This is a genomic window from Galbibacter sp. (assembly GCF_048266365.1).
GTDB lineage: Bacteria > Bacteroidota > Bacteroidia > Flavobacteriales > Flavobacteriaceae > Galbibacter.
In genome coordinates this window covers 249,378-275,941 of the sequence record NZ_JBLWZP010000003.1, presented here as the reverse complement: position 1 = coordinate 275,941, position 26,564 = coordinate 249,378, and the positions used below count along the sequence as shown (strand labels likewise).

Here is a 26,564-nt window from a genome sequence, read left to right as displayed (position 1 = left end):
AGAACTATGGAAATTAAAATATGGTCGGACGTTAGATGTCCTTTTTGTTATATAGGAAAGAGAAAGTTTGAATCAGCATTAGAGAATTTTACACATAAGAATGATATAAAGATAAGCTGGAAGAGTTTTCAGCTCGATCCCAATTTAAAGACAGATCCTACGATCAGCACTATTGATTATTTCGTAGAGAATAAGGGAGTATCCGCTGAGCAAGCTGAACAAATGTTAAGTGGCGCAGCACAAATGGGTGCGGAGTCAGGATTAATACTTGATTTTGAAAATTCAGTATTGGCAAATTCCTTTAATGCCCATCGTCTTATTCAAATGGCAAAATCTAAAGGTTTAGGCAATGAGATAGAAGAAGCTCTTTTTAAGGCTCATTTTGAACAGGCAAAGAATATTGACAGCCAGGAAGAACTGATTGAAGTTGGTAGTTCCATAGGATTGGATTCAAAAGAAGTTGAGAAAATGTTGAAATCAGATGACTTTGCCTATGAGGTTAAGCAAGATGAATTAGAGGCTAGAAACATAGGAGTTCGTGGTGTACCTTTCTTTGTGTTTAATGACAAGTTTGCGGTATCCGGGGCACAATCTCCAGAAGTGTTTCTTCAGAACCTTGATAAAGCTTGGGAAGAGTTCTCTAAAGATAATAGCGGTCTCGAAATAACCGAAGGAGAATCTTGTTTTACTGACGGAACTTGTAACTAATTACTTAGATAAAAAAAAAGCATGAAAATAGCATTAATAGGCGCCACCGGGTTTGTAGGCGCAGAAGTATTAAAAGAAGCCCTAGATCGTAAACACAAGGTTGTTGCAATAGCCAGAAATACTGATAAAATTCAAATTAAGGATGATCTTCTTACTACCGAATCAGTAGATGTGAAGAATGTCGATGAATTGACAAGGGCAGTTTCGGGAAGTGATGTGGTTGTGAGTACATTTAATCCGGGGTGGACCAATCCCAATATATACGATGATTTCCTTGAAGGATCTAAAGCGATTCAAGAGGCAGTAAAAAAATCAGGTGTAAAAAGATTTATTGTAGTCGGTGGCGCCGGTAGTTTGTATCTCGATGAGAACACCAGAGTGATAGACGATCCTAATTTTCCGGCAGCAATTAAACCAGGGGCTTTGGCAGCCAGTGAGTATCTTGATATCTTAAGGAAAGAAGAGGATTTGGATTGGACCTATTTTAGCCCGGCCATTAGCATGGCTCCTGGAAAGCCTCAAGAAAGAAAAAACAAATACAGAACAGGACTTGAACATCCGGTTTTTGACCAGCAAGGTAACAGTGATCTTTCTGTTCAGGATACTGCAGTAGTTTTGGTTGATGAAGCAGAAAATGCTGCTCACATCAGACAGCGCTTTACTGCTGCTTATTAAGTCACTATAAGTGGACAAGGATTCTTACCGAATAATAATAACTTTTCATTATTGCTTGGTTAGTTTTTGGTCGGTTTATTTTCTGATGGACCCCTCAATGATGGGGTTGTGATACCAATGCAGCATCAATGGTTCAGTTTCTAATGAAGTCCACTTTTGATTCTTATATTCAAAGGCATACATCCGCTCTAGGGCGGATGTTGTTTTTCCATAGAAGAACAGCACAAGTTGATCTTTTTTGCGAAAATCAACCTCAAAGTATATTCCTAATTTTGAGATCATTGATTACTCTCACGAGGATAAAGTGGATGCGCCAAGTGGGACAGCCAGAGAATTAGCATATCGTCTTTCAAAAGTTCAAAAACCTAACAAATTTGTTACCGAAGAGGAATTGATTGGCGAAAAATCAAGTCGGGGAGCAAATATAAATGACGTTCAAATCCATTCTATCAGGCTTCCTGAGCACGTTATTTCTATAGAATCTATATTCGGTCTTAAAGACGAAAAACTGTCTTTACGACACGATTCGGGAGCAAGTGCGGTTCCGTATGTAAAAGGAGGGCTTTTGGCCATTGAAAAAGTTGGGACATTTAAGGGCTTGCCAAGAAGATTGGATAGTGTGATGGACTTTTAAAAACACCATTGCGTAATAAAGTTCTTTGAACAAGAGGATTCGCCAACAAATGAGTCGATTGGTACGATAGTTTATGATTTAGGGGTTGAATATCCACGACCTTTTGGTTAAGTGTTCAAAACCATAACCAAATAATTGCCTTTGGAATTCGGGGCTAGTTTTAATGGGTGTGCTTTTTACCAAATGGTAAACTATGGCCCAAGCCTTTCTTAACTTTGTATTAATGGAAGAATTGATAGCTTATATTTTACAGTTTGGCAATTTGAACGAACAGCAAATCGACCTTATCAAAAACAAAGTGACAGTGATAGAACTTCGCAAGGATGGGTATTTCTCTGAAGCCGGACAAATCCCTCGACAGGTTGGTTTTGTTGTGGACGGTGTTGTTCGCGGTTACTACTACAACTAACAGGGCGAAGAAATTACACGTTGCTTTATTTGTGAAAATAATTTGATGGTTGATTATGTCAATTTTGAGGCTAATGGTATTTCATCTGAATATCTAAAGGCTTGTACCGACTGTAAACTTGTTGTTTTTTCTAAACAAAACTGGGAGGATCTTTCCCGGATTATTGTAGGTTGAGATCTTATCAAAAACAAGATGGTACAACTGAGTATGTATCAAAAGTCCAGGAAAGGACCTGTTATTTCCCAGGACGCTACTACACGTTATCTTGAATTTATGGAAAACTACCCTTCGCTCATTAACAGGATTTCATTGACCTATATCGCTACTTACCTGGGCGTTACTTAACAATCATTAAGTAGAATAAGGAAAAATATCCGTGAGTAGCACTTCTTGCCAAATGGCAAGTCTTAGAGGTCCTAAATTATTGTTCTTTGTAACGGAAATTAAAAAATAAAAAAATGAACAAGACAATTTTTATTACAGGAGCCTCGTCAGGTTTAGGTAAAGTTACCGCTAAACTATTTTCAGAAAAAGGCTGGACAGTAATTGCAACAATGCGAAACCCTGAAAGGGAGACCGAACTTTCACAATTACCCAATGTACATCTTTTAGAATTGGACATTTGCAATGCAAATCAAATTATAGCTGTTGTTGCAAAAGCTGAGCAAATAGCTCCGATTGATGTATTGTTTAATAATGCGGGCTATGTTTTTGCCGGAGCATTAGAAGCTACTTCGGATGAACAATTAGAGCAACAATTCAACACGAACGTTTTCGGAACAATACGTCTGACCAGAGCATTTCTTCCTTATTTAAGAGCTAGGAAAACAGGAACAATAATAACGACAACTTCTTTAGGTGCCTACATTCCAGATCCATTTATGGCACTCTATTCAGCAACCAAAGCAGCATTAGAGAATTGGACTGAGGGAATGTCTTATGAATTGGACAGGATAGGTGTCTGTATCAAAACTATTGTTCCCGGATTTATGCAAACAAGTTTTGTCGGCAATGCTCAAATGGCACAACCTGGAGCCGCCTATCAGGAAGATTGGGAAAAAGTACTCAATGTTTATGCCAATCCAATTACTGCTGCCAATGCAGACAACCCTTCAGATATTGCCAAAGTTGTCTATGAAGCTGCAACAGATGAAAAAAAATCATTACATTATATTGCCGGAAATGACGCTACAACTAGATATAGGGAATTAAGCTTACAGGGAATAGATTCAATACTGGATACAAGAAAGAAAGTTTTTTTCGACAATTAGAAGATGGAAGAATTAATCAGCTATTTATTACAATTCGGTCATTTTAATCAAAAACAGATTGATTTGATTAAGGCTAAAGCGGAGGAAAGACTTTTACCGAAAGGGGAGTGTTTTTCCGAAGCTGGAAAAATTGCCAAACATCTAGCATTTGTGCAAGAAGGTGTTTTGATGATCTGCTATTACAATAATAAAGGCGAAGAAATTGTACATCATTTCGTAGATGAAAATCATTTTGTGGTAGACCTGGAAAGTTTCAACCACAAAATTTCATCTATGATTTACATTCGGGCAGTTACGGATTGTAAATTGGTTTCATTTACGTTTGAAAGTTTTAAAGAACTATCGGAAATTATAATGGATTGGGATAAGGTCGTCAATAAAATCACCATAAAAACACTGTTGGATAAAGTAAATGTAGAACAGCCGAAGTTAAATACCGATGCCAAAACCCGCTATTTGGATTTTTTGAAAAACTTTCCAAATTTAGCTAATAGAATACCACTGGTTCATATTGCATCATATCTAGGTGTTACGGCCACTTCTTTGAGCAGAATCAGAAAAAACATCCGTTAGCATCACTTTTTACCAATTGGTAAATGACTTCATTTTTAACCGGGCGACCTTTGTGGCGTAACATTAAAAAAAAATGAAGTCATCATTTATCGCGGGCGCCAAGCTGAAAGGAAGAAGCTCTAGACGGTTACAGCAAGAGTTTCCTAAGTTTGTTGAACAAACGCTATTGGGGGCGTCATTCTGGGCTATAGGATTTGAATATTGGAGTACAGGGAATATTACTGATAAAATGGTGAATGAGTATTTGGAGCATCATAGGAAATCGACTTTAGTCAGATTTAAAAACCTATGGAACTATAGTTCATAGTGGTTTAGTCGGTTATTCTTTTCCTTAAATCTATTCTTTCATGCAATATTCTCGTTATTTCAACATAATTTTTATTCAAAGTTCTATAGAATAGTATATGTCGATTTGCCTTCATTCCGAGAAGTTGCTTTGATATTCCTTTGTATATTTTTCCTAAATCTGGGATTTCCGCAATTTCTTGACAATTAGAAATTAATTCACCATAATATTTGTCTGCTTGATTTTCCGACCAAATCTCAAATGTATAATCCCAAATCTTTGATAAATCCTCGACCGCTTTATTCGTCAATTTATATTCAGCCATTCGAGCGCTTTTCCGCTTTTAGAGATTTAAGATGTTTCTTAGGATCAAAGTCGTGAGCAATTCCACTGTCAATTCCTTCTTGAATAGCTTTTTTCAGTGCAATCACTTTACTTTCCTCCTCTTCTAATAGTCTCAATCCTGCACGAATGACCTCACTAACGTTTTTAAACCTTCCTTCCCTTATGCTATTTTGTACAAATTGGTCAAAATAATTTCCGAGTGATATCGATGTGCTTTTATTCATTTGAATACAAATTTAGTTCTAATCAAATATACCAAAAACTGGTATAATAAAACAAATTTCTCAAATCGCACACAAAACAGAGCTATAATCATTGATTGTAAGTATTTTATTTAAACCCCTATATATCAAGTTTTTAATATCCAAATAGAGCTATGGTATACGACAAAAATTATGTTTAATGGATTTTTGTCGGTTTTCTACTCCCTGCCCTAAAGCCGGCCCGAATGGCGCAGTTGGGTAGGGGTGGAACGCGGGAATTCAGACGTCTTATGAAGTGAGGTGCAAACCGATTTTCCTGGAATTATACCAAATTGATTTAGTCGGTAAAAAGGCGACTGAAAAGGAGCCAATACCTATGGAAGAAGGAAAAACAATAGAACAGATTGGGTTTGTGGCAGAAAGCCTCCTAAAGGGTTCATTATCACAATAACAAAAGTGATAAAATAACACGGTTCTTCATCACTGACAAGCAGTTGATTTTATATGGTTACGATACTGTTTTAGATTATACCACTGCTCACCAAGTATACCTTGTAAGGCTCGGCAATTTTAGCTAGAGCTCTACATAACCTAGAGGCTGTGATCTACAATCTATATTGATGGATTCTCTTCGAAACTAATTTTTTATCTTATATTAGGCTAGACCTAATTTAAATGATTCGTATTGAAGCTTTTTATACCCTACGTGCTACTGTTGTTTTGTTGGGGAATGTTCGCTCAAGAGCTTCCGCCAATACAAAATTATACTCCGAAGAACTATAATGGGGAGTATCAGAATTGGGGGATATCTCAAGGCTCCTCTAAAATTATATACATAGCCAATCATTCTAATCTTTTGGAATTTGATGGCATTAAATGGCGTAGTTATAAATTACCATCCGCATCTATTATTCGATCAGTTGAGGTCGTAGGAGATCGTATTTATACAGGCTCCTATAGGGAATTTGGGTTTTGGACCAAGGGGCAGAGTGGTCAGCTGAGTTATACATCGCTTTCTGACCTTTTGGAATCACCAGTTTCCCAGGACGAGGAATTTTGGGATATTTTAGCTGTTGATCATTGGGTTCTATTCCAATCCCTGGATCGAATTTACATCTATGATTTAGTAGAACAAAGCTTCAAGATTATTGAGGCAAGTTCGGCTAAAGCAAAACTTCATTTAGTTAAGGACAAGGTATACTTTCAAAAGGCTAGACAGGGTCTATTTACTTTAGAAAAGGGCAAATCCATTTTAGTGAGTGACCATCCTGTGCTTAGAAACCGGTCTTTGATCGGGCTTTATGATTACAAGGGGAAACTATTGCTTATTACGGATCAGGCAAAATGGTATCTATACGATTTTAAAACTCTTACTCCATTTGAAACAGATATAGATAGTTTTGATCTCAGATTGTACAGTAGTATTCGCCTAGATGATGGAACATTTGTGCTTGGCAGTATTTCAAATGGATTTTATCGTTTAGACCACAACGGAAATATGATCGGAAATGTAAATCAATCCAAGGGTCTAAATAACAATACAGTGCTTTCGCTTTTTGAAGATGCAGATCACAATTTGTGGTTGGGACTTGATAACGGTATTAGCGTTGTCAATCTGTATTCTCCCTTTAAAGAATATATTGATAAGCTTGGGAAATTGGGAGTTGTGTATGCCGCTTTGAAACATGAGGATTATTTGTATCTGGGTACAAATCAGGGATTGTTCGTAAGAAAAACAAATGGGTCTGAAGACTTTAAAATGATCAAGGGTACTCAAGGGCAGGTTTGGAATCTTCAACGTGTTCATCAAACCCTATTTTGCGGCCATAATAGTGGGACTTTTGTGGTTCATGGTGACCAAGCAGAATTGGTCTCTGATTTTAGGGGAACTTGGGGAGTAAAAGCTGTTGCACAGCGTGAAGACCTTGTTTTGCAAGGAAATTATAATGGATTAAGTGTCCTGGAAAGCGTAAACGGGCAATGGTCCTTACGCAATGTAATAGAAGGGTTTAATACCTCTAGTCGCTTTTTTGAAATAAACGCTCTGGATGTAGTAGTGAATCACGAAAAAAAAGGACTTTTCCAACTTGTTTTGGATTCCACGCTGCACAAAGTTTTAAAGGTTGATAATGTGCCGGCAATAAGTCACAGTTCTAATATATTCCAATTTGAGGATCTATTGTATTATAAAACTTTTACCGGTATTTATTCCATAGGCGATCAGTTGACGGATATCACACTAGATAGTACAATGACAACTATGGCCTTTAAGGAAAACCAAAAACCCATTAGTATAATAATTCCGGACCCCTCATCACAACGACTTTGGTACTTCACGGAAAACAATATAAAATATTTCTCTCAGAGTAGTCTGAGTGGTACATTAAACGATTTTAATATTTCCATACCTAATACCCTAAGCAATAATTTAGGAGTCAGTGGATTTGAAAACATTTCAAAGCTCGCTGAGGATGAGTATCTTATCGGAAGCTCAAACGGGTATATATCATTAGATCTAGAGAGAGTTTCTCCTGCAATATACCATATTGCCATTAATGAGATTCAATACGGGAATTACCAAAATGTTTCTAGCCCAGCGCTGCTTAATGAAGAAGGAGTATTCAAGTATACACATAATAACTTAAGATTTCAGTACAGTGTTCCGGAGTTCGACAAGTATACCGATGTGCGGTATCAGTACAGGTTAGAAGGTCAGTATGAACAGTGGAGTCCATGGTCGGAAAAAGCAGAGGTTAGTTTTATGAATCTTCCATTTGGGGATTATACCTTTAGTGTTAGGGCTTTGGTAGGGAACAATCTTAGTAAGAATACCGCGAGCTATAGTTTTACCGTTGAAAGGCCTTTGCTTCTGTCTAATGTAGCGTTAATACTTTATGCGCTTAGTTTAGGGCTGTTGTTTTTCCTTATACACCGGATCTATAAAAGATACTATAGAAAAAAACAAGAAACGCTAATTCAAAACAACCAACAAGAGTTAGAACGCCGAAACCTTCAAGAGAAGGAGCGCATTAGTCATATTCTTAATGAGAAGTTACACAATGAGATTGAAAACAAAAACAGAGAACTTGCTATTTCAACGATGAGTATCTTGAAGAAAAATAAGTTTTTATCATCCCTTAAATCTCAACTCAATTTGATTCCTGAAAAGGACAAGAGGATTAAACTCGTACTCCGAGAGATTGACAACAATATCAACAGCGAGGATGATTGGAAATTCTTTGAGGATGCTTTTAATAATGCTGATAAAGATTTCCTTAATCGTATCAAAGCCAAACACGATAGTCTGACCAATAACGATCTGCGACTTTGTGCATACCTAAGGTTAAATCTATCTTCAAAAGAAATTGCGCCTCTGCTGAATATTTCAGTGAAAAGTGTGGAAATGAAGCGCTATAGGATTCGGAAAAAATTAGACCTTCCTCATCAAGACAATCTAACAGACTATATTTTAAACTTCTAATCCAAACTACTTTGGACAGAAGCATCCTCTACAAATGTAAAATCAACCTCTACATTGACTCTACAACGAGTATATATTTTTGTTTTTCACTGCGGTGTTATGATACTTCTGAACTCTTATGTTTTATGGATTTATTGCATTTTCATAGGCTTTTCTGAGGATAATTAATTTTTACTCCCCTCTAAATGCTTTATGTAGGTTTTTTATAGAGGTCGCTTTTTGAGTAACAAAATCTTTAGCAGCTATATTTACCTCTCTAACTAAAAACTCTAAAAATCTAAAAGATGAAGTATGGCATTCTAACCATAGTACTATTACTATGTACGGCCTTTGGTTTTTCACAAACTAAGACTGTGAGTGGGACAGTATCCGACAATACTGGACCAATACCTGGAGTGAACATCCTTGTTAAAGGAACCACTACAGGTGTTGTAAGTGATTTTGATGGAAATTTCACTATTGATGGGGTTTCCGAAACTGATGTTCTTGTATTCAGTTATATTGGATTCGTAACACAAGAAATAACTGTGGGTGACAAGCAAGTCATCAATCCATTGCTGGTGGCGGACTTTCAAGCCTTAGACGAGGTCATCGTCGTAGGCTATGGTACGCAACGAAAAAGCAATGTAGTAGGCTCTGTGGCCAGCGTTGAAGTGGAGGAGGCGACAACCGTTCCCACCACCAATGTTTCCGAAATGCTTCGTGGAAGGGCAGCTGGTGTACAAGTTAATCTTGGTGATGCCAGACCGGGAGGAAATTCTGACATTGTTATTCGTGGTAATGTTTCAGTAGCTCCCGGTGGAAATAGCCCGCTTATTATTGTAGATGGACTGCCTTATGATAACCTTAATGATGTAGCTCCGGATAATATTGCCAATATTGAGATTCTTAAAGATGCTGCTTCTACAGCAATTTACGGATCTAGAGCTTCCAATGGTGTTGTCCTTGTCACTACAAAGAGAGGTAAGGTGGGTAAACCTAAAATCGAATACCATGGTTATACTACCATTCAGAGCCTTACCAAAAATTTCAATCAATATAACGGACAACAGTATATTGACTTAAAAAGAGAAGCCAATAGAAATAGGTTTACAGGAGATTACCTGAATGATGAGAATATCTTTTCTCCTTTTGAACTGGAGGCCATAGACAACAAAAATTTTGTTGACTGGGAAGATCTCGTATTAAGAGATGCCGTGATCCAAAGTCATTCTCTTAGTTTCTCTGTAGGAACGGAGCAAACCAAAATATTTTCCAGTGTTAATTATTTTGATCAACAGGGGATTATCCCCAATTCGGGCTACAAGAGAGGATCTTTTAAATTGAACTTGGAACAACGACTCACCGATAAGCTATTGTTAAGAGGGATTTTGAATTATCAAAATGCCAAACAAGATCGTGAAACCGGAGGACTTAATTTCACTACTATTACGCCTTTAGCAAAACCTTTTAACGATGAAGGAGCATTAGAAAAATATTATTTAGGACCTACTAACACAGCGGTAAATCCACTATGGGATCAACGAGAGTCCATGGATGAGAGTAAAATTAATTTAACCGATGTGAGCCTTAGTTTAGTATATGATATTGCACCTCAATTGAGTTATACCTTAAAAACATTTTTAAGGAACAGAAATACCAATAGGGGAATATATAGAAGTTCCTTGCATTCAGCAGGAGATGAAGGTAATGACGGTATTGGTGTCTTATCCAACACGCTATTTAAACAAGTCTTGGTAGAGAATATCGTGAACTACACCCCTGAGATCAACGAAAATCATTCGTTAGACTTTACTGCTGTGCAGGGATTTGATGAACAACGCACCGAATATACCCAACTGGATAAGTCAGGGTTTACCAATGACGCCTTAGGTTTTAATGGTAATGCCACTGTACTGCTCAACAGTATTAGAGATGTTTCTCAGCGTAGGTTACTCTCCTTTATGGGAAGGGTTCGCTATGGCTACCTTGATCGCTACTTACTCGAAGCTACAGCTAGGGCTGATGGTGCCTCCGTGTTTGCAGAAAACAACAAATGGGGTTACTTCCCGGCAGTTTCTGTAGCTTGGAAGATGCATAATGAACCTTTTATGCAAGGCGTTGATGCGATAGACCAAATGAAGTTCAGGGTCAGTTATGGTAATACAGGTAACCAGGGAATTAATCCGTTAGAATCGTTGGGGGTTGCAGACGATGTCCCTTATGTGTTTGGAGGTGAAACTGTGGCAGGATCAACGCCTTCCTCTCGATTGCCTAATCCTAATCTCAAATGGGAGACAACTACAACTTTGAATGCTGGGGTGGACTTTAGATTGTTCAACAACCTGTTTGAAGGTACATTTGAATATTATAAATCCAACACTAAAGATCTGTTACTGGATCGATCTATCGCTGGAACTACTGGTTTTAACGTCATGCGTTTTAATGCAGGAGAACTCGAGAATAGAGGGATAGAAGGCTCTTTAATGACCAATTTTTTTAGAGATGGTGACTTTAGATGGACCTTAGGTTTGATCTTCTCTAAAAATGAGAATGAAATCATTGCGTTAACTGGAGAACTTGACGACCAGGGTAATCCAATCGATATGACAGATACTTGGGGAAGAAGACTTTCTGTCGGTCAATCAATAAATAATATCTGGTTACCACAATATGATGGAATCTACCAAGAAGGAGATGATATCGCTAGCACAGGAAATCCACTGGCTCAACCGGGAGATGTTCGTGTGGTGGATCAAGATGGAAATGGACAAATCGACGATAGGGATAATGTTTTTACCACAGCAGATCCTGATTGGTATGGATCTATTACCAATACAATTTCTTATAAAAACTTTGACTTATTTGCAGATATTTATATTGTACAAGGCGCTACAAAGCTCAATCCTGTACTGGCCAATGGAGAACTTTGGAAAGGTGCAATAAATGGAATTCGTACCAAATATTACACTCCTGAGCACCCTTCTACAGCATACCCGCGTCCAAAACCGGATACGCATTTACATCTGTATTCTTTTGCAGTAAGAGAAGCTTCTTATGTCAGACTGAGAACCCTTTCCTTGGGATATAATATTCCCCATGAAAGTCTTTCAAAGTTTGGTATTCAGAGTGCCAATGTATACATCACGGGTACCAATCTATTTACTTCCACGGACTTTAGGTCGTATAGTCCAGAACAACCGCCTGTATCGGGCTGGGAGTCTGAATTCCCTGAAACACGGAATATCACTTTAGGCGTAAAACTAGGATTCTAAAAAAAACATCATGAAAAACAAACATTATATAGTATCATCAAAAGGGGTTTTTGCAGTACTGCTGTCCCTTGTTTTATTCACCTCATGTGAGAAGGATTTTTTGGAGGATAGTTTGCATTCAGACACCTCTGTTGATTTTCTATACTCCACAGCTGAGGGATTGGAATCAGCAGTAGTTGGCTTGTATTCCCTTAATAGAAATATCTACCAGGATCAAAGTCTCAACGGAACATACCCGCTAATTCTTCAAGCAAAGAGTGATTTGGGTGTCGGGATTACCGGTGAAGTTTCCCTGTACAGTAGATTACTTTGGGGAGCTAGCTTAGGAGATTATGGAACCACATCGGGAATTAACGCGCATTGGGTACATTATTACCGCTTAGCCGATAGAACTAATGCTATTATTAAGAGTGCTGAAAACTTGACTGACATTGGCCAAGATAGAAGGGATCAAATCTTGGCAGAGGCCAAGACCATGAGGGCACATGCCTTTTTCTCACTTTATCGCCTTTTCAATAATATCTATATTACCACTGAGCCAACAACACCGGAGAATGCCTTTGATGTGCCTCAGGATAAATCTTCGCCAGAAGAGATTTTTGCACTTTTACGATCTGATCTGGACTTCGCAATTCAACACTTAGATTATACGCCTGAACAGTTTGGACGATGGGGGCAAGGAGCTGCAAGACATCTCAGAGCTAAAGTAGCCATGTGGGAAAATGACTGGGCAGAAGCTGCAGCTCAGACTGATGCTGTGATCAACAGTGGATATCATTCACTGGTACCGACAGAACAAGTGTTCGCAGGAAGTTTAGATAATTCTGAATCACTTTTCACCGTCAATTTCATGAAAGAGACCATTGGAGGAGGTAGTCCTCATATTATGAGTTGGAATGTGGTTGCCGGTTATTCGGATGCTCCTGGAATGATACAGTCTGTAGAAAATGGAGGTGCAGGTGCTGGATTTATGTCGTTAAACCAGTATGTGATCGACCTTCTAAACGAAGATCCGGATGACAATAGAAAAAATGGCACCTATTATGTATTCGAATATGCCTATAATGATCCAACGGCGCTTCCTCCAGGAAAGGAATTAGGAGATCCTCTAGACTTATACGAGAACCACCCAACGGACCAAAATGAGTTTATGCTCTATTACAGAAGACAAAACCCGGGAGTATTAAAATTCTTTGATGAGAATGTGGAGCCCACAGATAGAAATCATTTCAAGAATATCATGATTTATAGATTGGCAGAAACCTATCTTATCGGTGCTGAGGCTCATATGATGTTAAACAACACCACTAAAGCTTTAGAATATCTCAACCAGGTTAGGGAGAGAGCAAATACAGACCCTGTTAACACAATCGATCTACAGGCAGTTTTGGATGAAAGAGCTCGGGAATTAGCCTTTGAAGGGCAGCGTTGGTTTACCTTGAAAAGAACAGGTAAGCTATATGAATTCTTATTGGATCATATGAATAATGATAATATGAATGAGTCTTATCCTGAAGGGAACCCTAAAGAGCTCTTGAGAGAGTACATGAAAAACTGGCCTATCCCTCAGCAACAGATGGATCTTTTAGGTCCAAACTATCCTCAAAATGAAGGGTATAACTAAGGGAATAACTCAGGATTAACTTAAATTCAAAAAAAAAATGAACATCCATAAAAACAATTATATACCAAACCAAAGCAAAGCAATTTTATCGCTGCTGTTGCTCTTTGGGATCCTTGTAAGTGTAGGGTCCTGTGATACTATAGATGATATGCCACCTCCATCAGCCTATGTTCCCCCAACTCCCGCACCTGAGCCGGAACCAGGGGCTCCATGTGAATTCGAGATTTATGTACCACTTTTAAGTGATGGCATCGATTTCGAATGCAAGGGAGCAGAGCCTACTTTTTTCGGAGAAAAGGATGGTTCCTTTACCCATGAGTTTGTAGCGAATCCGGATCCTTCCGGAAGCAATACTTCGGCCTATGTGGTTGCGTATAGCCAAACTGAAGGGGTAGAGCCTTGGGCTGGTTTCTTTTATGATTTGGCAGCTAAAGTTGATTTTACTGCCTTACAGACCATTAAGGTAAAAGTGTATGCTCCTGCTGCTGATCAAATCGTCCTTTTGAAATTTGAAAATTCTGCTGATGGATCAATAGCTAAAGAAGTTCAGGCAACTACAACGGTTGCAAATCAATGGGAGGAACTTTCTTTTGCTTTCTCACCAAGTGATACGGATAAATTCGATCGGATTGTTCTGTTCTTTGGTTTTAATGGTACGAAGGAGGCTCCATCTACTTACTATTTTGATGATATTACATTGGCTGAAGGAGCAGCCGAAGAACCGGGAGATTCTGATGCTCCAACTAGTGCTGCGCCAACACCAACTGCTGACGGCGCCCAAGTGATTTCAATTTTCAGTGATGCCTATACCAATGTGGAAGGAACGGATTTTAATCCAAATTGGGGACAATCAACACAAGTTACACAGGAACTCGTAGCGGGAGATAACACCCTTAAATTGGCAAATCTAAATTATCAAGGAGTAGCTTTAGCTTCAAGTATTGATGTTTCAGCAATGACTATGTTACATGTGGACTACTGGACAGCGGACTCCTCCACAATTAATTTATCACTAATAAGCACCGGTCCTGCTGAAACGCCTTATAGCTTTGCTGTCACAACAGGACAATGGGTGAGCCTTGATATTCCACTGAGTGAATTCTCAGAAGTGGTAGATTTGAAGGATATTATTCAGTTGAAGCTTGATGGTAATGGAACGATTTATCTGGACAACATTTATTTTCATGCACCCCCCGCAACAGGACCAACAGCTCCGGCTGCAACACCGACACTTGCAGCAGCGGATGTAATCTCACTATTCAGTGATGCCTACACCAATGTTAGTGTAGATACCTGGAGAACGGACTGGTCTGCAGCCACTTTAGAAGATATAGACATAGATGGCAATGCAGTCAAAAAATACAGTGATTTAAATTTTGTAGGCATAGAAACGGTAACAAATCAAATTGATGCCACAGAGATGACTCATTTCCATACAGATGTCTGGACAGGAGATGCAACGCAGATCAGGATAAAACTTGTTGATTTTGGGGCCAATGGAGCCTATGATGGCGGAGATGATGTGGAACATGAAATAACCATAGAAAGCCCAGAACAGAATACTTGGATTTCTCTTGATATTCCACTCAGCGACTTTACGAACCTAAGCACAAGAGCAAATATCGCCCAGTTGATCTATTCAGGCCAACCAGCTGGAACTATGACTTTGTTGGTAGATAATATATATTTTTACAAGCAATAGGTAAGATTAGGTTCCTTGAATACTATGGAATATTAGTTTAGAAAAGCTTAAGCTCTCTTCCAAAAGGGGGAGAGCTTAATTCTAAAATTTATAACGATGAAAAAAAAGAATAATTCACCTATTTATCAAATTTTTAAAATGAGTATATTCAGTATATCCCTTTTGACCCTGGTCTTCTCCTTAGCTTGCAGTTCTGGGGATTCTCAAACCGATGAGCTGCCATCTGACTTGGTACTTGAAGTCGCTATTCTTGGCGCCAATGATGCTAATGCTTTAGGAGATGGCTCTGGAAAAGTCACCATAACTGCAAGAGCAAATAATGCCACTAAATATGCTTTTAGGATTGATAGTGGTGACCTGATAGAAAGCCAAAGCGGAACTTTAGAACACCAGTTTAGTGAAATTGGTACCCGTTCCCATAATATAGCTGCATGGGCTTATTCCGCAAATGGGAAATTTATCACCAAGACCACAAATGTAGAGGTCTTTAAAAGCGATGAGAAATTTACAACCTTAATATTCGCTGATGAGTTTGAGTATGAAGGACGTCCCGATACCGAAAAGTGGCATCACCAAATCATCCCACCTGATAATGGGAGTTGGCATAATGGAGAACTTCAACACTATACCGATAGGGCTGAAAACTCTTTTGTAAGTGATGGTTCTCTTAAGATTAAAGCATTTAAGGAACAATATACATATCAGGGTTCAACCAAAGCCTATACTTCTGCACGTTTGAATTCTAAAATTGCCTTTACTTACGGTAAGATAGAGGTGCGTGCGAAACTTCCAAGTACTGCCGGTGCTTGGCCAGCAATCTGGACTTTAGGTGCAAATTCAAATGAGGTAGGGAATTACTTTGGTGATAAGTATGGTAGTGTAGGTTGGCCACTGTGTGGTGAGATCGATATAATGGAACAAACCGGTTGGGATAAAAATTCAACAATTTCACATTTTCATTGGGGTGATCTTAACACCAAGGAATATAATGACGAGGGAGGAGAGACCCCTATAGTAAATGCTTCGACAGAATACCATATCTATGCTTTAGAATGGGATGGCGAAAGCCTTAAAACCTATGTGGATGATACCCTGGTTTATGAATTTATCAATGGCTCTAATAGACCTTTTAATCATGAGCATTATCTTTTACTTAATATTGCCATTGGCGGCAACTTGGGTGGGGAAGTGCCGGAAGATTTTTCAGAAGGTACCTTTGAGATAGATTATGTAAGGATTTACCAGTAATTATTTAAAAATTGGATACTGGGTTTTGGCATCTGCTATAATCCTGTATCCAATTTCTAATATCGAAGTATAGACATTTCCGCTTCTTTTAACTTTTGGGAGTTATGAATTTGGTTATGGTGAACTACCCGCACATCGTTTTATTGTGTGGGTAGTCACATATTGATAGCCAACAACCTTGAGATCTTTAGATTTATGGTAAGAAGCACCGGATTGGATATATTGAGAATTGTTATCCTGCCCGATTTAATTTATTTCAAAAGTTCTTATTTTTCTGTAGAAGTGATTAATGGAATTTTGTCAGTTGGCCACTTACCGTCAACGATAGGGTAAGTAGTAAGCTTTTCTGGATCTACCACCACATGCTTTATGCGTTTTCTATGCCAGGTATATGCGATGTGTACCAATCCGTCTGTTGTTTGAATAATGGCCGGATATGAAAATTGTTTTCCTGGTTCGTCCAAGTAATCTATGACTAGGGCTGCTTCCCAATTTTTTCCGTCTTCGCTTACGGATAGATTTAATACCCCTCTTCCCTTGTGTCCCATTCCTTTTTGTTTTCTGGTTGAATGATTGTAGATTAATAACTGTCGACCATCTTTAAGTGTAACTGCATCGAGGCCTGAATTATTATTCGGAAGCTCTGTCAAGCTCATTTTTGACCAGGTTTTACCCTTGTCTTTTGACCAGGTTTCACTAATGTATTCTACTTCTGTTCGGGTTCGGCATAACATTTGAATACTTCCGTCTGTATAGGTTAATAAGGTAGGTTGAATAGCGCCTATGGTTTCAGCATCGTTTAGAGGACCTATAATGTTCCATGTTTTTCCGGCGTCAGTGCTGCGTTCAATATGGACTTTCCATCCACTATCTTCAGTACTCGATCCGGAAAGTATGGTACCATCTTCAAGGGTTATTGGTTTGTTTTTAACCGGGCCTATGACGTTTTTATCCAATCGCTGTGCTTGGCTCCATGTGTGTCCTCCATCGGTGGAAGTTTTTTGCATTCCCCACCAGGTGCTCGGACTTGGCCCTATTTTATAATATAAAGTAAGGGTGTCTTTTGAGTTTTGGAACAGCACGGGATTCCATGTAGGTAAGCGTTCTCCATCCTTTTGTACGCCATCTGCTATGCTTCGTGGAGCACTCCATGCTCCTCCTGGCTTTTTCCGTGAAAGTTTGATTTCCACGTCTGGATGTCGTTCTTTGGTGCCTCCGAAAAAGCTACATAGGAGATCACCGTTCTCAAGTTCCAGCATAGTTGCAGAATGGGCTGACGGAAAATCTGCAGTGTTGTATACAAATTCTTCTAATACAATACCATCTCGGTGTTTTTTTGGATTTTGAAGTTCCTTTGTATCTTGTTGCTCCTGAGTTTGTTTTTCGGATTTTTTAGTGGTCTCACACGATATGATTGCTGCTGCGGGTATGAGCATGCCGGCGATGAGACTAAGTTTTTTAAACGTTTTCATTGTAATTGTGTATTGGATTATCTTAACTATTTATTTGCGTGTTACTTTTATAATTCGGAACTCAATATATAATTTCCGGAAACGAGTTTTAGGTGAACGCGATTACCCTTAACTTCTTTAAGTTCTATACCATCTATTTTAGCTATAGGTTTTCCGTTCTCTTTGATGTTTTTGAGGTCTTTTGTCGGGAAATAGACCTCAGCAGAAGTGTTTGGAGGAATACGAATCTCCCATATGAATTTTTTATTGTTTTTCTTCCAACGACTTACTATTGGACCATGGATGGAGTTATAGCTGGCATTGACATAATTAAGCTCATTCACCATTATGGGATTCATCTGAATTTCTTTAAATCCTGGTTTTTTTGATTTGATTCCTGCTAGGTTTTCATAATACCAAATGATAAGATCTCCTAGAAGCATTACGTGATTGTAGGAGTTCATATTAGGTGCTGCGGTGTTGCCGTTCCACAGTTCCCATATGGTTGTGGCACCGTTTTCCACCATGTACCCCCAACTTGGGTAACTCGTGCTTGTGGCTAGGGTATAGGCAAGGTCTGCACGGCCATTTTCAGTGAGACATCGCATAATCCATTGGGTACCTATAACACCTGTGTTGAGGTGCCCATTATTTTCTTTTGTTATTTGATGGATAATGCGGTTAAACACTTCCGTTTTTTTGGGTTCGGGAACCAGGTCAAATTCAATTGCAAGAATATTTTCAGTAAGGCTTCCGTAACTGTTTTTATCCTTATTAAAATAATGCTGGTTAAAGGCTTTTTTTACTTTAAGGGCGAGTTGTTGGTATTCAGAAATATCGTTGTGATTTTCAGTTAAAGCCGCAAATTTACTCATCAGTTGTAGGAAGTAATAATGATAGGCGGTGGAGATGATTTTGCTGGGATGTTTAACATTTCCGGTCATTCCTCTTCCTTCTTCAATTGTAGCCGGGGGTGCTACCCAGTCACCATAACTGTCCTTGGTAAGTATATAATTTTCGTCCATGTATCTTTCTCTCATATATACCAGCCATTTTTTCATATGAGGATAATGGTCCTGAATTGGAGCCACAGTTCCAAATTGTCGATGGATCATATCCGCAATCATAAGGTAGGTTCCGGGCCAGGTCATATTATCACTATAATACATCCAAAAGGCCGGAGCCACATCCGCAATGGCGCCGTCGCTTTTTTGTGAATATCGGATATCATCCAGCCATTTACTGTATAATTTTTGATTGTCAAATATGAAACTTTCTCCATAGGCACTGGTGGGTCTGTCTCCCAACCAAGGCTGTCTTTCGTTGCGCTGTGGGCAATCTATAGGCATGCCCTTATAGTTTCCCCGTATTCCCCAATAGGCGTTTTTATAGACCTGATTTATAATTGGATTTGAGGTCTCAAAAGTGCCTGATTCTTCCAAGGCATCATTGACTACCCTTCCTTTGAAATTTTCAAGTGTAGGAGTATTTGGGAATCCGCTAATCTCCACATAGCGAAACCCGTGATAAATGAATGAAGGTTCCCAGGTTTCTTCTTCTCCTCCCTTAAGAATATAGACATCTGTAGATTTTGCGTCTCTTAGGTTGTCAACGTTCAGACTGCCGTCTTTGTTTAAGACCTCTGCAAAACGAAGCTTTATCTGATCTCCTTTTGAACCTTTTACTTTTAATTTTAACCAACCGACCATGTTTTGACCCATATCCAAGATGTAGGTGTCCGGTTTAAGCGGAGTTATGGAAATAGGTTTGATGGTTTCTACAACCTTCATATATTCAGTCATCTGAGCCTCAATGTTTCCCGAGGGCGCTAATACATATAGGGCGTTTGTCCAGCTGCTGTCATCGAAAGTTGGAGTGGACCATCCCGGCATTTCTTTTCTGGCGTCATAATGTTCCCCATCGTATTCATTATTGGAGCGGATGGGACCCTCAGCTGTCATTTTCCAGCTGTTGTCTGTTCGAAGTACCTCTGAGCTTCCGTCTGTGTATTCTACCAATACATTAAGTAGCATTTTTGGGTAGCCAAAATCTTTTATCTTATAAGGTTTATAATCTTGTCGCATGGTATAATACCTTCCGTTGCCAAGGATAGTTCCTATGGTATTCTCCCCGGTATGAAGGGCATCGGTAACATCAAAGGTATTGTAGAGTATGTTTTTAGAATAGTCGGTTGGAGCAGGCGCTAATACATGGTCACCTATTTTTTCTCCATTGATGTAGAGTTCATATAGTCCTAGGCCAATGATATAGGCTTTTGCACGTTTGATCTGTTTTGGGAGTTGGTAGGTTTTTCTGAAATATCGTGCTGACAGTTTTGAGAATTTTTCATCACGATCGCTGGGTGTAAGCGAATCCATACCGATCCATCGCCCTTTCCAGTCTTTAAAATATAGTAATCCCATGCTCCAATGCGATGCGGTACTCCAAGTATCTTCACTATTGCTTGTCCAAACTTTTACTTTCCAATAAACATCTTGGCTGCTCTGGAGGTTTTTTCCGCGGTATTGTATACCATTTGTCTCTGAGGAGTTTTGTTTCCCTGAATCCCAAAGATCAGCGGTATCTGAGGCTAGTTTTTCGGCTGATGAAGCGACCAGTATGCGATAGGCGATTTGATGGAGTCCACGACTTTCTCCTGCAATTTTCCAACTTAGTCGTGGATTTAAAGCGTTGATGCCTTCCGGATTATTCAGCATTTCAGTGCGAAGGTCGTATATTCTTATACCGCTTTCACCTTCAAAGGAAAAACAAGGTATAGAGCTAAACAACGCCAGGCTAAAGAGTAGAATCCTTAATTTCATAGTTTGTAAACATTAATCTTTAGATGGATTTATCTAATTTCCAACACAAGAATACTGAAATAACCCAAAAGACCTATCCTTGTGTGTCCTATGTAATGGATGGGAGTGCGAACAACTAAACAATGCGCATCAAGTTAAGATGAACGATGATTGATGTGACAATTTCGAGCTTTGGATGTTTTAAAAAGAGGAGGCGATATGTATGTTTAGTAGGTTAATCCAAAATGCCATAAAGGAATGACATTTAAAAAGCCACGTTCAATATCATCTTTAACCACATAGCTATTTTCAACAGATTTAAGTTGTTGATGACCTTTATTTTTACCGCCAAGTTCAAAGGTTGTTCCATGGACCGAAAAATCAGAACTTTTGGAGGTCAAAACGGTATATTTCACACGTAATTGATTTAAGAAAAAGGTTTCTCTTATATTGCCAATGTTCGGTTCTCCCTCGGATAATTGGTAAATCAGATTTGAATTGTCTAGATAAATTTTATCGACTTTCCCCAGTCCTCGGATACCTGCTGTATCACTTCTTAATTGAGCGATCATTCCTGCTTGTTCTATGTAATAGCAATAGTCGGATATGTTATTTCGACTAGCGGATAACATTTTGGCAATTTTGCTAAAGTTGGGTTTAAAAGGAACTCCATTGGAAATGATGGCTAATAATTGTTTTAATTTTCTACTAGTTGAAGCATTCATTTTGGCATATATTGGAATATCCACTTCGAAAGTATGATTAATGATTTGATTTAATCGAATCTGAAAATCCCCTTCCAATACGAAAGGATAGTACCCCTGTTTTAAATATTTTTTAAAAAGAGGAAGTGGTTTTTTTAATTCTGGGATGGCTACTTTGTGTACTAATATCTCTTCTGAAGAATAGGTTTTGGAATCAATTTTATGAAATAGTTTTAAGTACTCGCGAAATGACAAGCCTTGCATGGAATAAATTACGGCTCTTCGGCTCAAATCTGCCACACCTTTTTTGATGTCGAGAACAGAAGAACCTGTGAAAATAACTTTCAAATCTTTATGGTAATCATAGAGGAGTTTTAATTCCCTAGACCATTCCTTATATTAATGAATTTCATCAATTACTAATAATTTACCACCGTGGTAAATAAAAATGCACTATTTGAGTGCGTTTCTATTGATTTTTTGCATTGTGATAGTGCAATTTTAACCATATTTTGCACTGTAAGAGTGCGAATTGTGTTTTTTTATGATGTTTCGTGAAGTCACTTGGGTACCTACAGGATAGCGGGCTAAAAAAATAATTGGATATTGCCCCTATATTAACTTTGAGATCATGACTTTTAAATTAAAACTACTACTTTTTTGTGTTACGGCCTTTGTTTTTCACAGCTGTAATACAGCTGTGAAAAACAATAAAACGTTGACGGAAAGTTTAAATCACTTTCCACTGGACAGTCTACTGACTAAGGACCAAGTAGGTGCTGCGCATTTACCTGATGAAATCGCTCCGGTGGATGCTCCTTTTGATATGCCCGAATTTAAAAAGCCTGTATTTCCTGACCTTCGGGTATCCATCGCCGATCATGGCGCTATTGAAGATACTAAAGTTACTCAGATTATTCAATCTTTGATTGATTCGGTCAGTGATCAGGGTGGTGGTATGGTTGTTATTCCTAAAGGGAAATGGAAAAGTGGTCGAATTTCTTTAAAATCTAATGTGAATCTTCATTTGGAATCTGGTGCGGAACTTTATTTCAGCGGAGAATTGGAGGATTATCGCCCCGCTGTATTTACAAGACATGAGGGCGTCGAGGTAATGTCTCTTGGAGCTTGTATTTACGCCTACAAACAGGATAATATTGCGGTAACTGGTTCTGGAACTATCTATGGCCCTGATGAGGGATCGGTAAGAGCGCAAATGATGACTGAAGATGTTACAGAAAAATTTGTTCCCATCGATAAACCGGTGTCTGAAAGAATTTATGAAGGGTACAATGGTTCTTCTATTTTTCTTCCCATGATGATCTCACCGACCAGCTGTACCAATGTTTATATTGAAGGAGTGACGCTGGAGCGGACTGCATTTTGGAATATCGTTCCTGTGTATTGTGATGGGGTTATTATCCGTGGGGTTACCGTGAACTCTGTCGGAATTCCTAGGGGAGATGGTATTGATATCGAATCTTCAAAAAATGTGTTGATCGAGTATTCTACTTTAAATAATGGGGATGATTGTTTTACCATGAAAGCCGGTAGAGGTGAGGATGGATTAAGAGTAAATAAACCTACGGAAAATGTTGTAATTCGTTATTGTCTAGCCAAACAAGGGCATGGTGCTGTTACTGTGGGCAGTGAAACTGCCGGAATGGTTCGAAATATGTACATTCACGATTGTGTCTTTGATAATACCGGTGTAGGTGTACGTTTTAAAACACGCCGACCCAGAGGTGGCGGAGGTGAGAATCTATATTACAAGCGCCTGCGGATGAATCTGCACGGAACAGCTTTTAAGTGGGATATGTTAGGGCAACCGTTGTATGTTGGAGAATTGGCAGAGCGAATGCCTCCAAGACCTGTAAATCCTTTAACCCCGCAGTTTAAAAACATCTTTATGGAAGATATATTGGTTGAAAAAGCGGAAACTTTTGTTAAAATATACGGAATTCCGGAATCACCCGTGGAAAATGTAAAGATGGATCATATTAGGGTTTTGGAAAGTGATAAGCTGTTGACAATTAATGATGCTAATGGCATAGAGTTTAAACATATCAGGGTGCGGAGCTCGGATTCGTTAATGAATTTCTTAGATGCTCGTAATATAAAATTCAATGATGTTATTTTTTATGTGCCTGGAGATACTTTAATTGTGAATAAACAGGGAGATTTGACAAAAGGTATTGAGTTTGAAAATTCTCCCAATGTGATTAAACAAGACTAATGTCTAGTTTTACTGACTAAAAAAATAAATCAAATCTTATAATAAATCAATTATAAATGGGGCTTTCTTTTCAAATTAAACTCTTTATATCTGCAATAATACTTGTTATTACAGGGTGTAATCACTTGCTTGGTCAAGAAACAGAAACACTCTATTTATCAGGAACCGGAAGTGATCATACTGTCGAGTGGGACTTTAAAGTATCCAATGGAAGAAATTCCGGAAAATGGGCTCAAATTCCGGTACCCTCGAATTGGGAGCAATTCGGGTTTGGTACGTATAGTTACGGACATACCGATGAGAAGGATAGGGGAAAAGAGGTGGGCTTCTACAAACATAGTTTCAGCGTCCCAAAGGATTGGAAGGATAAAAAGGTGGAGATTGTTTTTGAGGGCTCTATGACGGATACCCAGGTAAAAATAAACGGTAAGCTTGCAGGAGCAATTCATCAGGGGGCCTTTTATCGATTTAAATACGATATCAGCAAGCTTTTAAACTTCGACGATTCTGAGAATTTGCTGGAGGTTCGTGTGGCAAAACATTCTGAAAACGAATCTGTGAATACCGCTGAGCGCAAAGGGGATTTTTGGATTTTCGGCGGGATATTTAGACCAGTATACCTGAGCGTAAAACCTGTCAAAAATATTGAGCGAGTGGCTATTGATGCCAAGGCGGATGGAATGCTGACTGCTCAAGTTTTTTTAGATGGTTCTATAAAAAAAGGGGAAGTAGTTGCGCAGGTTTTCGACGCAGCACATAAGGCTGTCGGTCCGGAGTTTTCAGCGGATATATCATCTAAATCGACTTCGCTTATACTGCAGCAGCAATTCAAAGGAATAAAAACCTGGAACCCCGAGGATCCTAATCGTTATTCCATTGTCTTTAATTTGCGCATTGATGGGGAAGCCGTTCATGAATTTGACGAAAAATTTGGATTTAGAACCGTAGCGTTGCGAAAAGGTGATGGCATTTATGTCAATGGGGTTAAAATTAAATTTAAGGGCGTAAACCGACATACCTTTTGGCCAACCACCGGCAGAGCCTCCAGTAAAAAGCGAAGTATAGCAGATGTGAATCTGATAAAAGATATGAATATGAATGCGGTGCGTATGTCGCATTATCCACCAAATACGCATTTTTTGGATGTTGCAGATTCTCTAGGCTTGTTTGTGTTGAATGAACTTGCAGGCTGGCATGGTTCTTATGATACGCCTACAGGTAGCAGATTGGTAGAGGCGATGGTTAATAGAGATGTAAACCACCCTTCCATTGTGTTTTGGAATAATGGTAATGAGGGTGGACACAATACGGATCTTGATGCTTTATTTCAGCATTTTGATATTCAAAAAAGGGACGTTATTCACCCCTGGCAGCATTTTAATGGTATGGCTAATGAACATTACAGACCTTATAATTATGGAGTGGGTACATACTGGAATGGACGTGAGGTTGTTTTTCCTACTGAATTCTTACACGGTTTGTACGATGGGGGATCCGGTGCAGGTTTAAACGATTATTGGGAGCTCATATGGGATAACCCCAGAGCAGCCGGAGGATTTTTATGGGTCTTTGCTGATGAGGGTATAGAGCGAACGGATACTGGAGAGATCGATACCTATAACGGTTCGGCTGCGGATGGTATTCTGGGTCCTTTCCATCAAAAGGAGGCAAGTTTTTACACCATTAAAGAACTCTGGGCTCCTGTACGTTTTCAGAATCTATATCTAACTAGTAGTTTTGACGGGAAATTGCCTTTGGAAAATCGTTATTTATATACTAATCTCAAGGAACTTAGTTTTAGTTGGACGTTGAAGAAACTACCCTTACCGAATAATAAGGGTTTATCAAAACAACTTCGCGGTACGATTGCTGCTCCTGATGTAGCGCCAGGACAAAAAGGCAAGCTTTCGTTGGAGCTTCCATCAGACTGGTTAGATTATGAGGTTTTATATGTGAATGCTACTGATAAACATGGTAGAGAACTATTTACCTGGAGTTGGCCTATTAAAACGCCTAAGGATGTTGTTTCTAGTCTTAATCCTACGGATGCTACCGGATTGGCTAAGGTGAAATGGAAAGAAAGTTCCAAAGAAATAACGGTTAATTCCGGGGAGTTCACCTTTGTGATCGGAAAACAGGATGGACAACTAAAGAAAGTCGAAAATAAAAACGGAGAAATTCCTTTTAACAATGGCCCTCACTTGAGTGCCGGTGTGGTCGATTTTAAATCGTTGCATACGGAACAATTTGGAGATAGCCTTGTGATTCGATCCTCTTTTGAGGAAAAATCTCGTATGAAAGAGTTTAGCTGGGTTTTTTATCCTTCAGGATGGGTAAAGCTAGAGGTGTATTATAAGCCCGAACACTATGATGTTGATTTTGATTATATGGGTGTGGATTTTTCATATCCTGAAGAACTGGTGGAAGGCATTGAATGGCTAGGTGAGGGACCTTATCGCGTATGGAAGAACCGGATGCACGGCACTAACTTTAATGTGCATCAAAAGGCATATAACAATACCGTTACTGGGGTGTCTCCTATGGTGTATCCTGAGTTTAAAGGCTATCATGCCAATCTGTACTGGGCAAAAATTAATTCCAAATCTCAGTCTTTTGTGGTGGCTACTGAAACTCAAGATGTTTTTTTGAGACTTTTCACCCCCGAATATGCGCAAAATGTTTATGAGGAGCGTACTTCGCCACCTTTTCCATTTCAGGATATTTCATTTATGCAAGCCATTCCAGCCATAGGAAGTAAAACCAATCAGCCTGAACGCCTAGGTCCTTCGGGTCAAAAGAACATTTTCTTCGATTATGGGACCTTTGACAATTGGAAACTCAGAAGTAAAAAAATGACCTTGTATTTCAACTTTTCATCTGGTTGGTAAAAGTGTTTTGCAATGTATATTCATGTAAGTAAAGGATAGGGTTCACTTAGGTTCTTCCTATTATTGGACTC

18 protein-coding genes and 2 pseudogenes are annotated in these 26,564 nt (G+C 38.9%); 15 read left to right on the top strand and 5 right to left on the bottom strand.

All coding sequences use genetic code 11. The annotated features are described in order from the left end of the window. Positions 1-6 precede the first annotated feature (6 nt). The 8 genes and pseudogenes from ACN0TV_RS06650 to ACN0TV_RS06615 form a co-directional block, all read left to right on the top strand. Complete coding sequence (locus tag ACN0TV_RS06650; RefSeq protein WP_417361340.1) at positions 7-708, top strand: DsbA family oxidoreductase; 702 nt, start codon at positions 7-9, stop codon at positions 706-708. 21 nt (positions 709-729) lie between these two features. Further along, complete coding sequence (locus ACN0TV_RS06645) at positions 730-1,383, top strand: NAD(P)-dependent oxidoreductase (RefSeq protein ID WP_417361338.1); 654 nt, start codon at positions 730-732, stop codon at positions 1,381-1,383. Positions 1,384-1,621: 238 nt separating this feature from the next. Further along, entirely contained in the window at positions 1,622-2,017 is a 396-nt protein-coding gene (locus ACN0TV_RS06640) for a dihydrodipicolinate reductase C-terminal domain-containing protein (protein ID WP_417361336.1), read from the top strand. Between the two features lie 223 nt (positions 2,018-2,240). Continuing rightward, positions 2,241-2,426, top strand: a complete 186-nt coding sequence (locus tag ACN0TV_RS06635) for a hypothetical protein (RefSeq protein WP_417361335.1) — start codon at positions 2,241-2,243, stop codon at positions 2,424-2,426. Between the two features lie 192 nt (positions 2,427-2,618). Next, entirely contained in the window at positions 2,619-2,771 is a 153-nt protein-coding gene (locus ACN0TV_RS06630) for a hypothetical protein (protein ID WP_417361333.1), read from the top strand. Positions 2,772-2,884: 113 nt separating this feature from the next. Next, the gene (locus ACN0TV_RS06625) at positions 2,885-3,697 is read left to right on the top strand and encodes an SDR family oxidoreductase (RefSeq protein ID WP_417361331.1); all 813 of its coding nucleotides are present in this window, start codon (positions 2,885-2,887) and stop codon (positions 3,695-3,697) included. Between the two features lie 3 nt (positions 3,698-3,700). Continuing rightward, complete coding sequence (locus ACN0TV_RS06620) at positions 3,701-4,270, top strand: Crp/Fnr family transcriptional regulator (RefSeq protein WP_417361329.1); 570 nt, start codon at positions 3,701-3,703, stop codon at positions 4,268-4,270. A 100-nt stretch (positions 4,271-4,370) separates the two neighbouring features. Continuing rightward, a pseudogene (locus ACN0TV_RS06615) lies at positions 4,371-4,577 on the top strand (transposase); the annotation flags it as partial. A gap of 4 nt (positions 4,578-4,581) precedes the next feature. Here the strand turns inward: ACN0TV_RS06615 and ACN0TV_RS06610 are convergent. Continuing rightward, a complete protein-coding gene (locus ACN0TV_RS06610) occupies positions 4,582-4,881 on the bottom strand; it encodes a type II toxin-antitoxin system RelE/ParE family toxin (RefSeq protein ID WP_417361327.1) in 300 nt (99 codons plus the stop codon). Beyond that, positions 4,874-5,125 (bottom strand): type II toxin-antitoxin system ParD family antitoxin, encoded by a 252-nt coding sequence (locus ACN0TV_RS06605; RefSeq protein WP_417361325.1) that lies wholly within the window; start codon positions 5,123-5,125, stop codon positions 4,874-4,876. The genes ACN0TV_RS06610 and ACN0TV_RS06605 overlap by 8 nt, the downstream gene beginning before the upstream one ends. 664 nt (positions 5,126-5,789) lie before the next feature. Here ACN0TV_RS06605 and ACN0TV_RS06600 point away from each other — a divergent pair. From ACN0TV_RS06600 to ACN0TV_RS06580, 5 genes are all read left to right on the top strand, one after another. Continuing rightward, positions 5,790-8,585 carry a triple tyrosine motif-containing protein gene (locus ACN0TV_RS06600; RefSeq protein WP_417361323.1) on the top strand — a complete coding sequence of 932 codons (2,796 nt, stop codon included), beginning with the start codon at positions 5,790-5,792 and terminating at the stop codon, positions 8,583-8,585. 284 nt (positions 8,586-8,869) lie between these two features. Then, the gene (locus tag ACN0TV_RS06595; RefSeq protein ID WP_417361321.1) at positions 8,870-11,839 is read left to right on the top strand and encodes a SusC/RagA family TonB-linked outer membrane protein; all 2,970 of its coding nucleotides are present in this window, start codon (positions 8,870-8,872) and stop codon (positions 11,837-11,839) included. A gap of 10 nt (positions 11,840-11,849) precedes the next feature. Next, the gene (locus ACN0TV_RS06590; protein WP_417361319.1) at positions 11,850-13,463 is read left to right on the top strand and encodes a RagB/SusD family nutrient uptake outer membrane protein; all 1,614 of its coding nucleotides are present in this window, start codon (positions 11,850-11,852) and stop codon (positions 13,461-13,463) included. Between the two features lie 37 nt (positions 13,464-13,500). Beyond that, positions 13,501-15,165 carry a hypothetical protein gene (locus tag ACN0TV_RS06585; RefSeq protein WP_417361317.1) on the top strand — a complete coding sequence of 555 codons (1,665 nt, stop codon included), beginning with the start codon at positions 13,501-13,503 and terminating at the stop codon, positions 15,163-15,165. Positions 15,166-15,261: 96 nt separating this feature from the next. Continuing rightward, the gene (locus ACN0TV_RS06580; protein ID WP_417361315.1) at positions 15,262-16,413 is read left to right on the top strand and encodes a family 16 glycosylhydrolase; all 1,152 of its coding nucleotides are present in this window, start codon (positions 15,262-15,264) and stop codon (positions 16,411-16,413) included. 266 nt (positions 16,414-16,679) lie between these two features. Here the strand turns inward: ACN0TV_RS06580 and ACN0TV_RS06575 are convergent, their stop codons facing one another. The 3 genes and pseudogenes from ACN0TV_RS06575 to ACN0TV_RS06565 form a co-directional block, all read right to left on the bottom strand. Further along, positions 16,680-17,885: a sialidase family protein gene (locus tag ACN0TV_RS06575; RefSeq protein WP_417361313.1), complete on the bottom strand. Its 1,206-nt coding sequence runs from the start codon at positions 17,883-17,885 to the stop codon at positions 16,680-16,682. Between the two features lie 47 nt (positions 17,886-17,932). Continuing rightward, positions 17,933-20,686 carry a glycoside hydrolase family 78 protein gene (locus ACN0TV_RS06570; protein WP_417361308.1) on the bottom strand — a complete coding sequence of 918 codons (2,754 nt, stop codon included), beginning with the start codon at positions 20,684-20,686 and terminating at the stop codon, positions 17,933-17,935. Between the two features lie 206 nt (positions 20,687-20,892). Then, positions 20,893-21,756: pseudogene (locus ACN0TV_RS06565) on the bottom strand (AAA family ATPase); the annotation flags it as partial. A 244-nt stretch (positions 21,757-22,000) separates the two neighbouring features. On the opposite strand from ACN0TV_RS06565, the gene ACN0TV_RS06560 reads away from it, so the two are divergent. Then, entirely contained in the window at positions 22,001-23,605 is a 1,605-nt protein-coding gene (locus ACN0TV_RS06560; RefSeq protein ID WP_417361306.1) for a glycoside hydrolase family 28 protein, read from the top strand. 56 nt (positions 23,606-23,661) lie between these two features. Beyond that, a complete protein-coding gene (locus ACN0TV_RS06555; RefSeq protein ID WP_417361304.1) occupies positions 23,662-26,493 on the top strand; it encodes a glycoside hydrolase family 2 TIM barrel-domain containing protein in 2,832 nt (943 codons plus the stop codon). Positions 26,494-26,564 lie beyond the last annotated feature (71 nt).